Below are 15,660 nucleotides of genomic sequence, written 5' to 3'. Positions count from 1 at the left end.
CCCCCGGCACACCCGACCACCCCAACTGTCCCGGCCACCCGAGCGACCCAGGTCCTTGAGCGTTCCCCGCGGTCCTGACCGCCGAGATCGCGCAAAGACCCCGCACGACAGACGAAGGAGAACCACCATGGAAGGCGCCCGCCCCGTCCGCGCACCGCGCGGCACCGCCCTCACGCACGCCACCCACTGGGGGGCCGAGGCCCCGCTGCGGATGCTCATGAACAACCTCGACCCCGAGGTGGCCGAGCGGCCGGACGACCTCGTCGTCTACGGCGGCACCGGCCGTGCCGCGCGGGACTGGAAGTCCTTCGACGCCATGGTCCGCACGCTGTCGACGCTCAAGCAGGACGAGACCATGCTCGTCCAGAGCGGCAAGCCGGTCGGGGTCATGCAGACCCACGAGTGGGCGCCGCGCGTGCTCATCGCCAACTCCAACCTGGTCGGCGACTGGGCCACCTGGCCCGAGTTCCGGCGGCTCGAGCACCTGGGGCTGACGATGTACGGCCAGATGACCGCCGGGTCGTGGATCTACATCGGCACCCAGGGCATCGTGCAGGGCACCTACGAGACCTTCGCCGCGGTCGCCGAGAAGAAGTTCGGTGGCACCCTCGCCGGCACCCTCACGCTCACCGGTGGCTGCGGCGGCATGGGCGGCGCCCAGCCGCTCGCCGTCACCCTCAACGGCGGGGCCTGCCTCATCGTCGACGTCGACCCGGCCCGCCTGCACCGCCGGGTCGAGCACCGCTACCTCGACGAGGTGGCCGACGACCTCGACGACGCCGTCGAGAAGGCGCTGCGTGCCAAGGCCGAGCGCCGTGGCTGGTCGGTCGGCGTGGTCGGCAACGCGGCCGAGGTCTTCCCCGAGCTGCTGCGCCGCGGCGTCGACATCGACATCGTCACCGACCAGACGTCGGCCCACGACCCGCTGTCCTACCTGCCCGAGGGGATCGACGTCGGCGACTGGCACGAGTACGCGGAGAAGAAGCCGGAGGAGTTCACCGACCGCGCGCGGGCCTCGATGGCCAAGCACGTGCAGGCCATGGTCGAGTTCCAGGACGGCGGCGCGGAGGTCTTCGACTACGGCAACTCGATCCGCGACGAGGCGCGGCTCGGCGGCTACGACCGGGCGTTCGAGTTCCCCGGTTTCGTCCCGGCATACATCCGGCCGCTCTTCTGCGAGGGGAAGGGCCCGTTCCGCTGGGCGGCGCTCTCCGGTGACCCCAAGGACATCGCGGCGACCGACCGCGCGGTGCTGGACCTGTTCCCGGACAACGACCGGCTGCACAAGTGGATCCGCGGTGCGCAGGAGCGGATCGCGTTCCAGGGACTGCCGGCCCGCATCTGCTGGCTGGGCCAGGGGGAGAGGGACAAGGCGGGGCTGGCGTTCAACGAGCTCGTCCGCACCGGCGAGGTCAGCGCGCCGGTCGTCATCGGTCGCGACCACCTCGACACCGGGTCGGTCGCCAGCCCGTACCGCGAGACCGAGTCGATGCTCGACGGCTCCGACGCCATCGCCGACTGGCCGCTGCTCAACGCCCTGGTCAACACGTCCTCGGGCGCGAGCTGGGTCTCCATCCACCACGGCGGCGGCGTCGGCATCGGCCGCTCGCTCCACGCCGGGCAGGTCTCGCTCGCCGACGGCACCGAGCTCGCGGCGCAGAAGCTGGCCCGGGTGCTGACGAACGACCCGGCGATGGGCGTCATCCGCCACGTCGACGCGGGCTACGACATCGCCGAGCTCACCGCCGAGCAGCAGGGCGTCCGCATCCCGATGCGCGAGGGCTGAGCCGGCGGCCCTTCAGCGCAGGAGCAGGTTGAGCCCGACGGTCAGCAGCACGGACAGCAGGACCGAGATGAGGATCATGGTCAGGCAGCCGGCTGCCCCGCCGAGGGGCCGGACGTCGACGTTCCCGATGCGCATGACCGGCGCCTACGCGCGGCGGCGCCGGCCCGTGCGGGGGCGGCTCATGCCGGGTCGGTGACGTCGGCGACGTCGGCACCCAGGACGCGCACGATGTCGTCGGCCTGCGCGGTGGCGGCCACTCCGTGGTCGCCACCGCCGATCGACACCGGCCGGCCGAGGATGGAGCTGTCCGCGACGACGGGCCACGGGTGGGTCGAGCCGAACGGCGTGATCGTGCCGCGGACGTACCCGGTCACGTCCCGGGCCGTCTCGGCGTCGGGCATCGACAGCCGGTTCACCCCGAGGTGGGCGCGCAGCTTCGGCCAGGAGATCTCGCGCCCACCGGGCACCAGCACGAACAGGTAGTCGTCGGCGCCGCGGCGCACCACGAGCGTCTTGAGGACGTCCCGGGGCTCGAGGCCGCGCGCGGCGGCCGCCTCCTCGAGCGAGCGCACCGGGCCGTGCCGGGTGATGGTGTGCTCGATGCCGCTGTCGGCCAGGGCCTGCGCCGCCCGCTCCGCTCCGTCGCCCGTCATGGCGCCAGCGTAGGGCGCCCTCGCCCTGTGCCGCTGCGCCGCTGTCCCGACCACGCGGCCGCCCGGACGCTCCCTTGACACGGCGGGTGCCGACCAGCACGCTGCACCCAGGGTGACACGAGTCACCACATCCCTCGACGAAGAGGTCCGCCGTGTCCGACAGCGTCCTGCCGCGCCTGCGCGCGCGCTCCCGATCAGCCCGTCCCCGCGCAGCCACCCTCGGCCTCGCCGTCGCGGCGGCCCTCGCCCTCGGCGGGCTGGTCGCCCCCAGTGCCGGTGCGGCCGCCCCCAGCGCCAGCACCGCTGCACCCTCCCCCACGAACCCCGCCGCGCCCGACCTCGGCTCGGCCGTCACGGTGTTCGACCCGAGCATGCCGGTCTCGCAGATCCAGTCGACCCTCGACGCGTTCGCCGCCCAGCAGACCGACAACGAGATGGGCACCGCCCGCCACGCGTTCCTCTTCGCGCCGGGCACCTACGGCACCGCCGCCCAGCCGCTGCAGGTCAAGGTCGGCTACTACACCGAGATCGCCGGCCTGGGCGCCTCGCCGGGCGACGTGACCATCAACGGCAAGATCGAGGTCTACAACCGCTGCCTCGAGGGCGGCGGCACCAGCTACTGCGTCGCCCTCAACAACTTCTGGCGCACGCTGTCCAACCTCACCCTGCACATCGACGGCGCCGGGCAGGACGGCTGCCGCGCCTCGGCCAACTTCTGGGCGGTCTCCCAGGCGGTCTCGATGCGCCGCGTCGACATCTCCGGCTCCAACCTCTCGCTCATGGACTACTGCACGGCCGGGCCGCAGTACGCCAGTGGCGGCTTCATCGCCGACTCGCGGATCCCGTTCACCATCAACGGTTCCCAGCAGCAGTGGTTCACCCGCAACAGCGAGGTCGCGGGCTGGAGCAATGGCGTCTGGAACGCCGTCTTCTCCGGTGTCGTGGGTGCGCCCACCGAGGCCGGCTGGCCCAACCCGCCGTACACCACCCTCGACCGCACTCCGGTGAGCCGCGAGAAGCCCTACCTGTTCAGGGACGGCCAGGGCCGGTATGCCGTGCGCGTCCCGAGCGCCCAGCGCGACAGCCGCGGCATCTCCTGGGGTGCGGGCATGACGCCGGGCCGGACGGTCCCGCTCGACCACTTCTTCGTGGCCACGCCCGCCACACCGGTGCAGGAGATCGACAACCAGCTCGCCCGCGGCCGTGACCTGCTGCTCACCCCCGGCGTCTACGACGTCGACCGCAGCATCAGCGTCAAGCGCGCCGACACCGTCGTCCTGGGCCTCGGCCACGCGACGCTGACCTCGGTCGGCGGCGCCGTGCCGCTGACCGTCGCCGACGTCCCGGGCGTGGTCGTCGCGGGTGTCACCATCGACGCCGGCACCGTCGAGTCGCCCGCCCTGCTGCGGGTCGGCAGCCGCAACGGCAACTCGGGTGCCGCCCACGACGCGGCGAACGACCCGACCACCCTGTCGGACGTGTACTTCCGCGTGGGTGGCCCGCACATCGGCAAGACCGACACGGCGCTGGAGGTCAACAGCGACGACGTGCTCATCGACCACACCTGGGTCTGGCGCGCCGACCACGGCCTCGAGCCGTTCACGGCCGGGGTGAGCGGCGACACCGACCGCTGGCGCACCAACACCGGCCGCACCGGCGTGGTCGTCAACGGCGACGACGTCACCGCCACCGGGCTGTTCGTCGAGCACTTCCAGCAGCACAACGTCGTGTGGAACGGCGAGCGCGGCACGACGATCTTCTTCCAGAACGAGCTGCCGTACGACCCGCCCACCCAGGCCGACTGGGACCACGACGGCATCCGGGGCTGGGCGGCGTACAAGGTCGCCGACGACGTGCGGACCCACCACCTCTACGGCGGAGGCTCCTATGTCTACAACCGCAACAACCCCTCGATCCACACCGAGAACGCGTTCGAGGTGCCGCAGACGCCGGGCGTCCGGCTGCACCACCTGCTCACGGTGAACCTCGACGCCGGCACCCTCGACCACGTCGTCAACGGCGTGGGCGCGGCAGCCGACACGAGCAAGGTCGGCGTCCCGGTCTACGTGGAGGACTACCCGACCCCGTAGGCACGCCCCGGCGCCCGGCGACAGCCGGGCGCCACCAGACCCCCGGCCGGGCCGACCCCTGAGGTCGGCCCGGCGCGGGAGGCGTCGGGCGAGGACCGGTTCCACCCCGGTCCCCGCCCGACGCCGCTGTCAGGTCGAGGCGCGCTCGACGAGCTCCAGCGTGTCCGGGACGGGGCCGCCGTCGGAGTCGGTGCCGTCCAGGGCCGCGACGACCGCCGCGGCCAGGTGCTCGGCCTGCGTGTCGAGCGACTGGGAGACGGTGCTCAGCGCGGGTTCCGCGAACCGGGCCGCCGGGATGTCGTCGACACCCACCACCGCCAGCTCGCCCGGGCAGGGCACGCCCTCCGCGCGCGCCCCGGCCAGCACCGCGAGCGCCACGTCGTCGTTGTATGCCGCGACGCCGGCCACCGCCGGCGCGGCCGTCCCGTCTGCGCCCGGTCCAGCCGTCCCTGCCGTTCCCGCGGCGGCGTCGCGCCACGCCCGGACCGCTGCCCGCGCAGAGTCCTGCGTGAGCTCGACCGGGACCACGACGGGGGCCGGCAGCCCGGCCTCGGCACAGACCGCCTGCACCCCGGCGAGGCGCAGCTCGGCGAACGCGCGGACGCGCGGGTCGGTCGGCGCGGCATACCCGACCGGGGTGTGCCCGCGCTCGAGGAGGTGACGGGCCTGCAGCCGCCCGATGCCCTGCTGGGTAGCGGCGAAGACGTCGGGGACGTCGCCGGAGATGGACGACGCGACGACGTGGATCCCCGCGCGGCGCATGGCGTCCCGGTCGCGGGCGCTGAACGCCTGGAGGCCCACGACCGCGCGCGGGGTCACCGCTCGCCACAGCTCGTGCAGGGGCCGGCCGGAGCGGGCGTGGTGCACGAGCAGGCTCAGGCCGCGCTCGGCGAGTGCGCCGGCCAGCCGGTCCAGCAGCGTGTCCACGGCAGGACCGAGCGGCCAGTCCGGCAGGACGTAGAGGACCAGGTCGCTACGGCCGGTGCGCAGCGTGCGGGCCGCGACGGAGGGGTGGTAGCCGAGCCGGTCGGCCGAGGCCCGGACCCGCGCACGCGTCTCCTCGGACACCCGGACGCCGGGGGTGTCGTTGAGGACGTAGCTGACGGTCGTCCGCGAGACGCCGCTGTCGCGCGCGACGTCCGCGCTGGTCACGCCGTGCACCCGAACCTCCTGCCCTGCCCACCGTCGCCCCAGCCTAGTGAGGCGACGCGGTCCGCCGGGCAGACGTGCTCGACCCGGGCTCCGGTCTCCGATCCGAGACACATCCGGGGTCGCGACCCCCGGTGCGCGGGCCGCCCCTGGTGTGCAATGGTCTGGTCCCGGCCTGGGACCTCCACCAGGCCGTCGCCGTGACGCCCCGAGGAAGGACCTGCGTGAGCTTCGAGTCGATGTGGGCCGCGCTGGAGCCCGTGGGTCGTGACGGCGGTTCGGGGGGTTACCGCCGCTTCGCGTGGACGCGCGACGACTCCGACCTGCGGGAGTGGTTCGCGGGGGAGTGCGCCGACCGCGGCCTCGACCTCACCGAGGACCGCATGGGCAACCAGTGGGCGTGGTGGGGCGACCCCGACGAGGCGGTCCGCCGCGGTCGCAAGGGCGTCGTCACCGGCTCGCACCTCGACAGCGTGCCGGACGGTGGCGCGTTCGACGGCCCGCTCGGGGTCGTCAGTGCGCTCGCGGCCGTGGACGCGTTGCAGGAGAGGGGCTTCGAGCCCTCGCGCCCCATCGGGGTGGTCAACTTCGTCGACGAGGAGGGCGCCCGCTTCGGGGTCGCCTGCGCGGGCTCCCGCGTCATCACCGGCGCCATGACCGCGCGGCGCGCCCGCAGCCTGCGCGACGTCGACGGGATCTCGATGGCCGAGGCGCTGCAGGCCGCCGGCCGGGACCCGCACGCCATCGGGCGCGACGAGCAGACCCTCGCCCGCGTCGGGCAGTTCGTCGAGCTGCACGTGGAGCAGGGGCGCGGCCTCGTCGACCTCGACCACCCCGTCGCCGTCGCGTCCGACATCTGGCCCCACGGGCGGTGGCGGATGGACTTCGGCGGCGAGGCCAACCACGCCGGCACCACGCGCCTGGAGGACCGGCACGACGCGATGCTCGGCTACGCCGCGGCCGTCCTGGCCACCCGCGAGGCGGCCGTCACCCACGGCTGCGTCGCCACGGTGGGCAAGGTCGCGGTCACGCCCGGCGGGGTCAACGCGATCCCGAGCCGGGTCACCGGCTGGCTCGACGCGCGCGGTTCCAGTGCCCGCGCCGTCCGCCGCGCCGTGGCCGACATCCGCTCCATGGTCGAGCAGTCCGGCGGCGAGGTCGCCGAGGAGTCGTGGACCCCCGCGACGGTCTTCGACGCCGCGCTGTCCGCCCGGCTGCAGACCCGGCTCGGCGGCATACCGGTCCTCGGCACCGGCGCCGGCCACGACGCCGGCATCCTCGCGAACGCCGGCATCCCCTCGACGATGCTGTTCGTCCGCAACCCCACCGGTGTCTCGCACTCGCCGGCCGAGCACGCCGAGCTGTCCGACTGCCTCGAGGGCGTCGCGGCGCTCGCGGCCGTCCTCGAGGACCTCGCCGGGGACGCCGCATGACGACCTGGTGGGCCGAGCACGCCTGGCTGCCGGACGGGCTCGCGACCGACGTGCGGATCGAGGAGGCCGGTGGCCGGTTCACCGCCGTCACCCCGCGCACCCGCCCCCGCGACGGCGACGTCCGACTGCCCGGCGTCGTCCTGCCCGGGCTGGCGAACGCGCACAGCCACGCGTTCCACCGCGCGCTGCGCGGACGCACTCACGCGGGCGGCGGGAACTTCTGGACCTGGCGCGAGCAGATGTATGCCGTGACGCGCCACCTCGACCCCGACACCTACTTCGAGCTCGCCCGGGCCGTGTACGCCGAGATGGCGCTCGCGGGCATGACGGTCGTCGGGGAGTTCCACTACCTGCACCACGACGTCGACGGCCGCCCCTACGCCGACCCGAACGCCATGGGCCACGCGCTCGTCGCGGCCGCGCGCGAGGCGGGCGTCCGGCTGACCCTGCTCGACACCTGCTACCTGGCCGGGGGTCTCACCGGCGACGGCCACCTGCCCCTCGACGACGTGCAGCAGCGCTTCTCCGACGGCGACGTCGAGGCGTGGGCGGCGCGGGTCGCCGCTCTCGAGGGCGACGACACGACCCGCATCGGGGCCGCTGTGCACTCGGTCCGCGCCGTGCCGCGCGACCAGCTCCGGCCGCTGGCCGAGCTCGCCCGCGGCCGGGTCGTGCACGCGCACGTCAGCGAGCAGCCCGGGGAGAACCTCGCCACGCAGGTGCACTACGGCGCGACGCCGACCGAGCTGCTCGCGGAGGCGGGGCTGCTCCACGACCGGTTCACCGCGGTCCACGCCACGCACCTGACCGACAGCGACGTCAAGGCGCTCGGCGCCGCCCGCGCCACGGCGTGCTTCTGCCCGACGACCGAGCGCGACCTGGCCGACGGCATCGGGCCGGCGCGCGCGCTGGCCGAGGCGGGGGCCCGGCTGTCCCTGGGCTCGGACCAGCACGCGGTGGTCGACCCGTTCGAGGAGGCGAGGGGGCTGGAGATGCACGAGCGGCTGGCCAGCAACGAGCGGGGACGGTTCGCACCCGACGACCTGCTCGACATCGCGACGGCCCGCGGCTACGACTGCCTCGGCTGGTCCGACGGCGGACGGCTCGAGGCCGGCGCGCTCGCGGACCTCGTGGCGGTCCGGCTCGACACCGTCGGCACCGTCGGCTCCAAGCCCGGGCAGGTCCTCTACTCGGCGTCGCGCACCGACGTCGACACGGTCGTCGTCGGCGGCCGTGCCGTCGTCGAGGGCGGACGGCACCGGCTCGGCGACGTCGCCGGCCTCCTCGCGTCCTCCCTGTCGGCAGTCCGGGACCACCGATGAGCGACGCGACCGCTCAGGGCGGCCGGGGTGGCGCCACCGACGGTCACGCCCCGCATCACGGCAGGCACGCGGCCGCGCACGGCGCCGCCGCACACCGCGCCGGCCACCACGTCCGCGCAGGCAGCACCCTGGTCACCGGGATCGCCGAGCTGGTCACCTGTGACGGCACGGGCCCGGACGGGCTGGGACTGCGCCCCGACGCCGCCGTCGTGGTCGAGGACGGCCGGGTCGCCTGGGTCGGCGCGGCAGCGGACGCGCCGGCCGCCGACCGCGTCATCGACGTGGACGGGCGGGCGGTGCTGCCTGGCTTCGTGGACTCCCACGCCCACCTCGTCTTCGCCGGCGACCGCGGTGCCGAGTTCAGCGCACGCATGGCCGGGACGCCGTACGACGGCGGCGGCATCGGCGTCTCCGTGGCCGCGACGCGCGCCGCGAGCGACGACGAGCTGCGCCGGCTGCTCGCCGGCCGGGTCGCCGAGATGCGGGCCCAGGGCACGACGACGGTCGAGGTGAAGAGCGGCTACGGCCTCACCGTGGAGGACGAGGCGCGGGCCCTGCGGCTCGCGGCAGAGGTCACGAGTGAGACCACGTTCCTCGGCGCGCACGTGGTGCCGCCCGAGTACGCCGCGGACCGCGCGGCATACCTCGACCTCGTGACCGGCCCCATGCTCGAGGCGGCGGCACCGCACGCCCGGTGGGTGGACGTCTTCTGCGAACCGCACTCGGCGCACGCCTTCACCGCCGAGGAGGCGCGTGCGGTGCTGGTGGCCGGTCGCGACGCCGGCCTCGGGCTGCGCGTGCACGGCAACCAGCTCGGGCACGGCCCCGGGGTGCAGCTGGCCGTCGAGCTCGGGGCGGCCAGCGTCGACCACTGCACCTACCTGTCGGGCGACGACGTCGACGCCCTCGCCGCCGCGTCGGACACCACCGTGGCGACCCTCCTACCGGGGGTCGAGTTCTCGACCCGGTCGCCGTACCCCGACGCGGAGGGGCTGCTGCGGGCCGGCGTGAGCATCGCGCTGGCCACCGACTGCAACCCGGGGACGTGCTACTCGAGCTCGATGCCGTTCGTCATCGCCCTGGCCGCCCGCGAGATGGGCCTGACGCCGGGACAGGCCGTGCACGCCGCCACGGCCGGGTCGGCGAAGTCGCTGCGGCGGACCGACATCGGGCGCATCGAGGTGGGCGCGCGGGCCGACCTCACGGTGCTCGACGCGCCGTCGCACGTGCACCTGTCCTACCGTGCCGGCGTGCCGATCGCCCGTGCGCTCGAGCTGACCTGAGGTCGGTCAGGCGTCGTGACCTGAGGTCGGTCAGGCGTCGCCGTGCTGCATCGGCTTGGGCAGGTGGCCGGAGGACTTCTGGTAGTACTGCGCGGCCTTGCGGGTGGCGAGGGTCTTCGCGGCGCCGACGGCCAGGCCGGTGAGGGCGGCGAAGAGGACCGCGTCACGGGCCGGGGTGCGGGGGTCGCGCGGGTCGAGGACCTCGTTGCGACCGGCCTTCTTCCACACGACGGTGACCAGCTTGCTGGCGAGCACGCCCGCGAGGACGGCTCCGCCCGTACCGAGGACCCGCCAGACCATGGTTCCCATCCCTTCCGCCTTCCACCGTTCGTGACCTGCGGTTTCCACCCTGCCACAGACGGTGGAGTATCGTCGGTCGGGCAACGACAGGGGAGCGCGCGAGCGCTGAGAGTGCGGGCGACCGCAGACCCTCACACCTGATCCGGTTCGCACCGGCGTAGGGAGTCGAGTTCTCAGGCACCTGTCGGGCGGTCCCGCCCCGGTGCGGCCTCCCGGCAGAGGCCTCCCCCGAGGTATCCACCGAAACCACGGATTCCACGGGAGACGACAGATGAGCACCACCAACACCCCGGCCGGCGCCACGGCGACCGGCCCCACCGCTGCCCGCCGCGGCAGCATCCGCGCGACCGCACCCCTGATGGGGTGGCGCACGGTCGACCTGCTGACGATCGCGTTCCTCGGCGCGGCGTTCGGCATCGCCTACTGGGGCTGGGACCTGGCCTACCAGGCACCGGCCAACGCCCTCGGCGGCCTCTTCCCGCCGCTGCAGGGCATCACCGGCGCCCCGTGGCTCATGGCCGGTGTCGTCGGCGGCCTCGTCGTGCGCCGCCCCGGCGCGGCGCTGCTCTGCGAGGTCGTGGCCGCGCTCGTCTCGATGCTGCCGGGCACCCAGTGGGGCTTCGCCACCCTGGTCTCGGGGATCCTCCAGGGCCTGGGCGCCGAGATCGCCTTCGCGCTCCTCGGGTATGCCGCGTTCGGCCTGGGCGCCGCGCTCCTGGCCGGCGCGCTGAGCGCGCCGCTGGAGGCCGTCTACGAGTGGTTCGTCTACTGGACCGACTGGGGCTGGGGCTACAAGATCGCCTACGGCCTGATCCTCACCGCGGCCGGTGCGGTCGTCGCCGGCGGCCTCGGCTGGCTGCTCACGCGGGGCCTGGCCACGGCCGGCGCGCTCAACGCCTTCCCGCCCGGCCAGGAGGCGCGGGAGCACCGCGCTGTCTGAACGGACGGCCGTCGACCCCGGCAGTGGCCCCACCACGGGGCCACTGCCCGGGGTCCACCCTGCGCCCGCGACCGACCCTGCGCCAGCGACCGACCCTGCGCCCGCGACGCACCCTCGGCCCGTGACTGACCGGGCACCGGGGGCCGACCCTGCGCCGGTGACTGACCCTGCGCCGGTGACCGACCGCCCGACCGGCCCCGCGTCGGACGGCGCGTCCACCTCCGTCACGCCCGAGCGCGGCCTGGTCGAGGTGCGGGGCCTGACCTGGCGCCCGTTCGGGCGGCGGCAGCCGGTGATCCCGGGGCTGGACCTGACCATCCCGGCCGGTCAGCGGGTGCTGCTCGTCGGCCCCTCCGGGTCGGGCAAGTCGACCGTCCTGCGCGCCCTCGCCGGTGTGCTGGAGGTCGCCGACTCCGGTGAGCGCACCGGCACGGTGCACGTGGACGGTGCCGATCCCGGGGCACGCGCCGGCACCGTCGGCCTCGTGCTGCAGGAGCCCGGTGCGGGAGTGGCCTCGGCGACGGTCGGGCGTGACGTCGCGTTCGGCCTGGAGAACGTCGGGCTCCCGCGCGAGCAGATGCCGGCCCGCGTCGCCGACGCCCTGGCCTCGGTGGGGCTCACCATGCCGCAGGACACCCCCACCCACGCGCTCTCCGGCGGGGAGACGCAGCGGCTGGCGCTCGCTGGTGCCCTCGCCCTCGAGCCGACCCTGCTGCTGCTCGACGAGCCGACCGCGATGCTCGACCCCGGCAACGCCGCCTCGGTCCGGGCCAGCGTCGCTGAGGTCGTCCGGGCCCGGTCGCTCACCACGGTCGTCGTCGAGCACCGGCTCGGGCCGTGGCTCGACCTCGTCGACCGCCTCGTGGTCCTCGGACCCGACGGCCGCGTCGTCGCCGACGGGGAGCCGGCGACGGTCCTCGACGAGCACGGGGATGCCCTGGCCGCCCAGGGCATCTGGGTCCCGGGCGTGCCCGACCCGGTGCCGCACGGCATGCCCGCCGGGACGTTCGACACCTCCGCGCTCGGTGCCAACCTCGCAGCCCTCACCGCCACGGACGTCACCGTCGAGCGCACGGTCCGCCGCCTCGACGGCTCGACGCGCACGAGCGTGGCCCTGCGGGACCAGTCGCTCACCGCGCGGGCCGGCCAGCTGCACGCCCTCGTCGGCCCGTCCGGCTCCGGCAAGTCGACCCTCCTGCTGGCCCTCGCCGGGCTGCTGCACCGACAGGCCGGGGACGTGCGGGCCCACCCCGACCTCGCCGGCCACCGGCCCCCCGACCCTGCCCGCTGGTCCACCACCGAGCTCGCCGCCGCCTTCGCCTGGGTGCCGCAGTGGGCGGCATCGACCGTGGTCGCCCACACGGTGCTCGACGAGGTCATGGCGACCAGCCGGGCGCTCGGCCTCGTCGAGAACGAGGCCCTGGCGCGGGCCCGCGTCCTGCTCGGCGCCCTCGGGCTCGCCCACCTCGAGCAGGCCGACCCCCGCCACCTCTCCGGCGGCGAGCAGCGCCGGCTCGCCATGGCCGCCGCCGCGGTCCACCAGCCCGCCGTGCTGCTCGCCGACGAGGCCACCGTCGGGCAGGACCGGCTCACCTGGGCGGCCGTGCTCGGGGTGCTGGAGGCCCTGCGTGACGCCGGCACCGCGGTCGTCCTCACGACCCACGACGACGCGGTGGTCGCGCGGGCCGACCGCACGACCACCATCGCCCGGCCGTCGCAGCCCGCCGAGCCGCCCACCCCACGGCGACCCCTCGTCGCGCGGTGCGGCCCGCTCGCGCTGCTCGCGGCGGCCGCCCTCGGCATACCGGCCGGGGTCGTCTCCCCGCACTGGACCACCAGCCTCGCCGTCGTGGCCGCACAGGTGCTGCTCACGGTCGTGGGGCTGTCCGCGCCCGGCGACGGACCGGCTCCCACCGGGCGCACGCGCGCGGTGCTGGCCCGGCTGCTGCCGGGACTCGTCGGCGCGCTGTCGGTGGGCTGGTCCACGTGGCTGCTCGGCGGGCACGACGTCGACGTGGCCGTGACGGCCGCCCTGCGCGTCGTCGTCATCGTCCTGCCGTCGGCGGTGCTCGTGCGCTGGGTCGACGCCGACGCCCTCGGCGACCACCTCGGCCAGCGGCTGCGCCTGCCCGCGCGACCCGTCGTGGCCGTCGCGGCGGCCCTGCAGCGGGTGCACACCTTCGGCGACACGTGGTCGGAGATCGCGCGCGCCCGCCGCGTGCGCGGCGTGGGTGCCAGCGCCCGCTCGCCGCGCTCGGTGCTCGTCGAGCTGTGGGCGCTCACGACCGGCCTGCTCGTGCGCTCGCTGCAGACCGCCGCCGAGCTCGCGGTCGCCATGGACGCCCGCGGCTTCGCCACCGCGCAGCGGCGCACGTGGGCCGCACCGGCACCCTGGACCCGTGCCGACGCGCTGCTCGTCGGCGCCTCGCTGCTGCCCCTGGTGGTGGCGCTGCTGGGGTGACGGGCGTACGCCGGCAGGCCCTTGTGCCCGGCTGCCGCCCGGAGGAAGGTGACCCCATGAACCGTCCTGATGACGTCAGCGGGCCCGCGTCGCCCGAGGACATCCGCAATGTCGTCCTGGTGGGGGCGAGCGGCGCCGGCAAGACGGCGCTGTTCGACGGTGTGGTGGCGGCCCGGATCCCGGGCCGCCGCTCTCGTGAAGGGGGGAGTGCGACGGTCGCCCTGTCGGCCGCGACGCTGCCCGGACCGGTGAGCGTGACCCTGCTCGACACCCCCGGCCACCCCGACTTCGTGGGCGAGGTGCGCGCCGGGCTGCGGGCCGCCGACGCGGTGGTGTTCGTCGTCTCGGCCGCCGACGGCGTCGACGAGGCGACCCGGATGCTGTGGCGCGAGTGCGAGGTCCTGCGTATGCCGCGTGCCGTGGCCGTGACCCGGCTCGAGCAGGCGCGGGCGGACTTCGACGCGACCGTCGACGCGGTCCAGCGGGCGTTCGGTGACGCCCAGCCGCTGGCGCTGCCCCTGGTCGACGGCGGGTCGGTCGTCGGCCTGCTGAACCTGCTGCGCCGCATCGTCACCGACCACAGCGGTGGCACGCCCACGGACCGGGAGCCGACGCAGGACGAGGGCGAGCTCATCGACGCCCAGCGCGGCGACCTCATCGAGTCGGTCATCGAGGAGTCCGAGGACGAGGGGCTCCTCGACCGCTACCTCGGCGGGGAGGAGGTCGACGTCGACTCCGTGTCCGCCGACCTGCGGCTCGCCGTCGCGACGGCCCGGTTCTTCCCCATCATCCCCACGCACGCGCCTGCTGGCGTCGGCGTCGAGGCGCTGCTCGAGCTGTTCGAGAAGGGGTTCCCCTCGCCCGTCGGCGCGGCCGTCCCCAAGGTCTACACGCCTGCGGGCGCCGACTTCGGGGAGGTCAGGTGCGACCCCGACGGCCCGCTCGTGGCCGAGGTCGTGCGGACGACGACGGACCCGTTCGTCGGCAGGCAGTCGCTGGTGCGCGTCTTCTTCGGGACGCTGCGGCCGGACGAGCCGATCCACATCTCGGGCCACCTCCAGCAGTTCGCGACCCACCTCACCGACGAGCACGCCGACCACGACACCGACGACGAGCGCGTCGGCCCGCTGCTGGCACCGGTGGTGGAGGACACCCGCCCGCTGGGCACCGCCATGGCTGGCCAGGTCGTCCTGGTCTCCAAGCTGTCGGGCGCCGAGACCTCGGACACCCTCTCGCGCAGGGACCGTCCGGCCCTCGTCGAGCCCTGGGTGCTGCCGACGCCGCTGCTGCCCGTGGCGATCCACGCCCGCTCCAAGGGCGACGAGGACAAGCTCGCGACCGCGCTGCAGCGGCTGGTCGCCGAGGACGTGACCATGCGGCTGGAGCACAACGCCGAGACGCACCAGCTCGTCATCTGGGCGATGGGCCCGGCCCACGTCGACCAGCTCATCGCGACGCTGGAGTCCCGCTACCACGTCGCGGTGGAGGCCGAGCCCGTGCGGACGTCCCTGCGCGAGACGTTCGTGCAGCGGACCGAGGTGCAGGGCCGGCTGGTCAAGCAGTCCGGCGGCCACGGCCAGTACGCCGTCTGCCACCTGGTCATCGAGCCGCTCGACCGCGGTGCGGGGGTCGAGTTCGTCGACAAGGTCGTCGGTGGTGCGGTGCCCCGGCAGTTCATCCCCTCGGTCGAGAAGGGTGCGCGGGCGCAGCTCGAGCGCGGCGTCCTCGCGGGCTATCCCGTGGTCGACGTGCGGATCACGCTGACCGACGGCAAGGCGCACTCGGTCGACTCCTCGGACATGGCGTTCCAGACGGCGGCCGGGATGGCGCTGCGGGAGGCGGCCAACGAGACCACGGTCGCCATGCTCGAACCGGTGGACTCGGTGCGCATCGAGGTGTCCGACGACGCCGTCGGCAGCGTGCTGGCGGACCTGCGCGGACGCCGCGGCCAGGTCCACGGCACCGAGCCGTGCGACACCGAGGGGCGCACGGTGATCCTCGCCGAGGTCCCCGCCCACGAGCTCTCCCGGTACCCGGTCGACCTCCGGTCGGTGAGCCACGGCACGGGCACCTTCACCCGCAGCTTCGTGCGGTACGACTACATGCCGCCCGCACTGGCCCGGCAGGTCAGCGCCGGCGAGTAGCCGGGCGGGTCGGCGCCGATGGACATCCCCGCGGGTCGGTGCCGACCGGGTTGGGCACCCCGGCTCAGCGCCGACGTACAGCGGGCGGGTCGGCGGCGA

At 74.9% G+C, this 15,660-nt stretch carries 12 protein-coding genes and 1 riboswitch; of the genes, 8 read left to right on the top strand and 4 right to left on the bottom strand.

Annotation, left to right across the window (positions count from 1 at the left end; genetic code table 11):
• Positions 1-127: 127 nt before the first annotated feature.
• On the top strand, positions 128-1,786 hold the full coding sequence (gene hutU / locus RKE38_RS07575; RefSeq protein ID WP_316006832.1) for a urocanate hydratase: 1,659 nt from the start codon (positions 128-130) through the stop codon (positions 1,784-1,786).
• Between the two features lie 12 nt (positions 1,787-1,798).
• Here hutU and RKE38_RS07570 read toward each other — a convergent pair whose 3' ends face one another.
• Positions 1,799-1,921, bottom strand: a complete 123-nt coding sequence (locus tag RKE38_RS07570) for a hypothetical protein (protein ID WP_316006831.1) — start codon at positions 1,919-1,921, stop codon at positions 1,799-1,801.
• Positions 1,922-1,965: 44 nt separating this feature from the next.
• Positions 1,966-2,439, bottom strand: a complete 474-nt coding sequence (locus RKE38_RS07565; protein ID WP_316006830.1) for a YbaK/EbsC family protein — start codon at positions 2,437-2,439, stop codon at positions 1,966-1,968.
• A gap of 152 nt (positions 2,440-2,591) precedes the next feature.
• Here RKE38_RS07565 and RKE38_RS07560 point away from each other — a divergent pair, with 152 nt between their 5' ends.
• Positions 2,592-4,529: a glycosyl hydrolase family 28-related protein gene (locus tag RKE38_RS07560; RefSeq protein WP_316006829.1), complete on the top strand. Its 1,938-nt coding sequence runs from the start codon at positions 2,592-2,594 to the stop codon at positions 4,527-4,529.
• 129 nt (positions 4,530-4,658) lie between these two features.
• Here RKE38_RS07560 and RKE38_RS07555 read toward each other — a convergent pair whose 3' ends face one another.
• Positions 4,659-5,690 carry a LacI family DNA-binding transcriptional regulator gene (locus RKE38_RS07555; RefSeq protein WP_316006828.1) on the bottom strand — a complete coding sequence of 344 codons (1,032 nt, stop codon included), beginning with the start codon at positions 5,688-5,690 and terminating at the stop codon, positions 4,659-4,661.
• Positions 5,691-5,917: 227 nt separating this feature from the next.
• Between RKE38_RS07555 and RKE38_RS07550 the strand changes: the two genes are divergently transcribed.
• From RKE38_RS07550 to hutI, 3 genes are read left to right on the top strand one after another with little or no spacing between them, the layout of a single operon-like run.
• Positions 5,918-7,111, top strand: a complete 1,194-nt coding sequence (locus tag RKE38_RS07550) for an allantoate amidohydrolase (RefSeq protein WP_316007610.1) — start codon at positions 5,918-5,920, stop codon at positions 7,109-7,111.
• Positions 7,108-8,433 (top strand): formimidoylglutamate deiminase, encoded by a 1,326-nt coding sequence (locus RKE38_RS07545; RefSeq protein ID WP_316006827.1) that lies wholly within the window; start codon positions 7,108-7,110, stop codon positions 8,431-8,433. Before RKE38_RS07550 ends, RKE38_RS07545 begins: the two co-directional genes overlap by 4 nt.
• Entirely contained in the window at positions 8,430-9,716 is a 1,287-nt protein-coding gene (hutI, locus tag RKE38_RS07540; RefSeq protein ID WP_316006826.1) for an imidazolonepropionase, read from the top strand. Before RKE38_RS07545 ends, hutI begins: the two co-directional genes overlap by 4 nt.
• A gap of 30 nt (positions 9,717-9,746) precedes the next feature.
• Here the strand turns inward: hutI and RKE38_RS07535 are convergent, their stop codons facing one another.
• A complete protein-coding gene (locus RKE38_RS07535) occupies positions 9,747-10,025 on the bottom strand; it encodes a DUF4235 domain-containing protein (protein WP_310151677.1) in 279 nt (92 codons plus the stop codon).
• A gap of 69 nt (positions 10,026-10,094) precedes the next feature.
• Positions 10,095-10,197: riboswitch (TPP riboswitch) on the top strand.
• Between the two features lie 90 nt (positions 10,198-10,287).
• Between RKE38_RS07535 and RKE38_RS07530 the strand changes: the two genes are divergently transcribed.
• The 3 genes from RKE38_RS07530 (at position 10,288) to RKE38_RS07520 (ending at position 15,561) form a co-directional block, all read left to right on the top strand.
• Entirely contained in the window at positions 10,288-10,956 is a 669-nt protein-coding gene (locus RKE38_RS07530) for an ECF transporter S component (protein ID WP_316006825.1), read from the top strand.
• A gap of 157 nt (positions 10,957-11,113) precedes the next feature.
• On the top strand, positions 11,114-13,417 hold the full coding sequence (locus RKE38_RS07525) for an ATP-binding cassette domain-containing protein (RefSeq protein ID WP_316006824.1): 2,304 nt from the start codon (positions 11,114-11,116) through the stop codon (positions 13,415-13,417).
• 56 nt (positions 13,418-13,473) lie between these two features.
• A complete protein-coding gene (locus tag RKE38_RS07520; RefSeq protein ID WP_316006823.1) occupies positions 13,474-15,561 on the top strand; it encodes an elongation factor G-like protein EF-G2 in 2,088 nt (695 codons plus the stop codon).
• The last annotated feature ends 99 nt before the right edge of the window (positions 15,562-15,660 follow it).

The organism is Phycicoccus sp. M110.8 (assembly GCF_032464895.1).
Taxonomy (GTDB): Bacteria; Actinomycetota; Actinomycetes; order Actinomycetales; family Dermatophilaceae; genus Pedococcus.
This window is presented reverse-complemented; position numbering and strand designations above follow the sequence as displayed.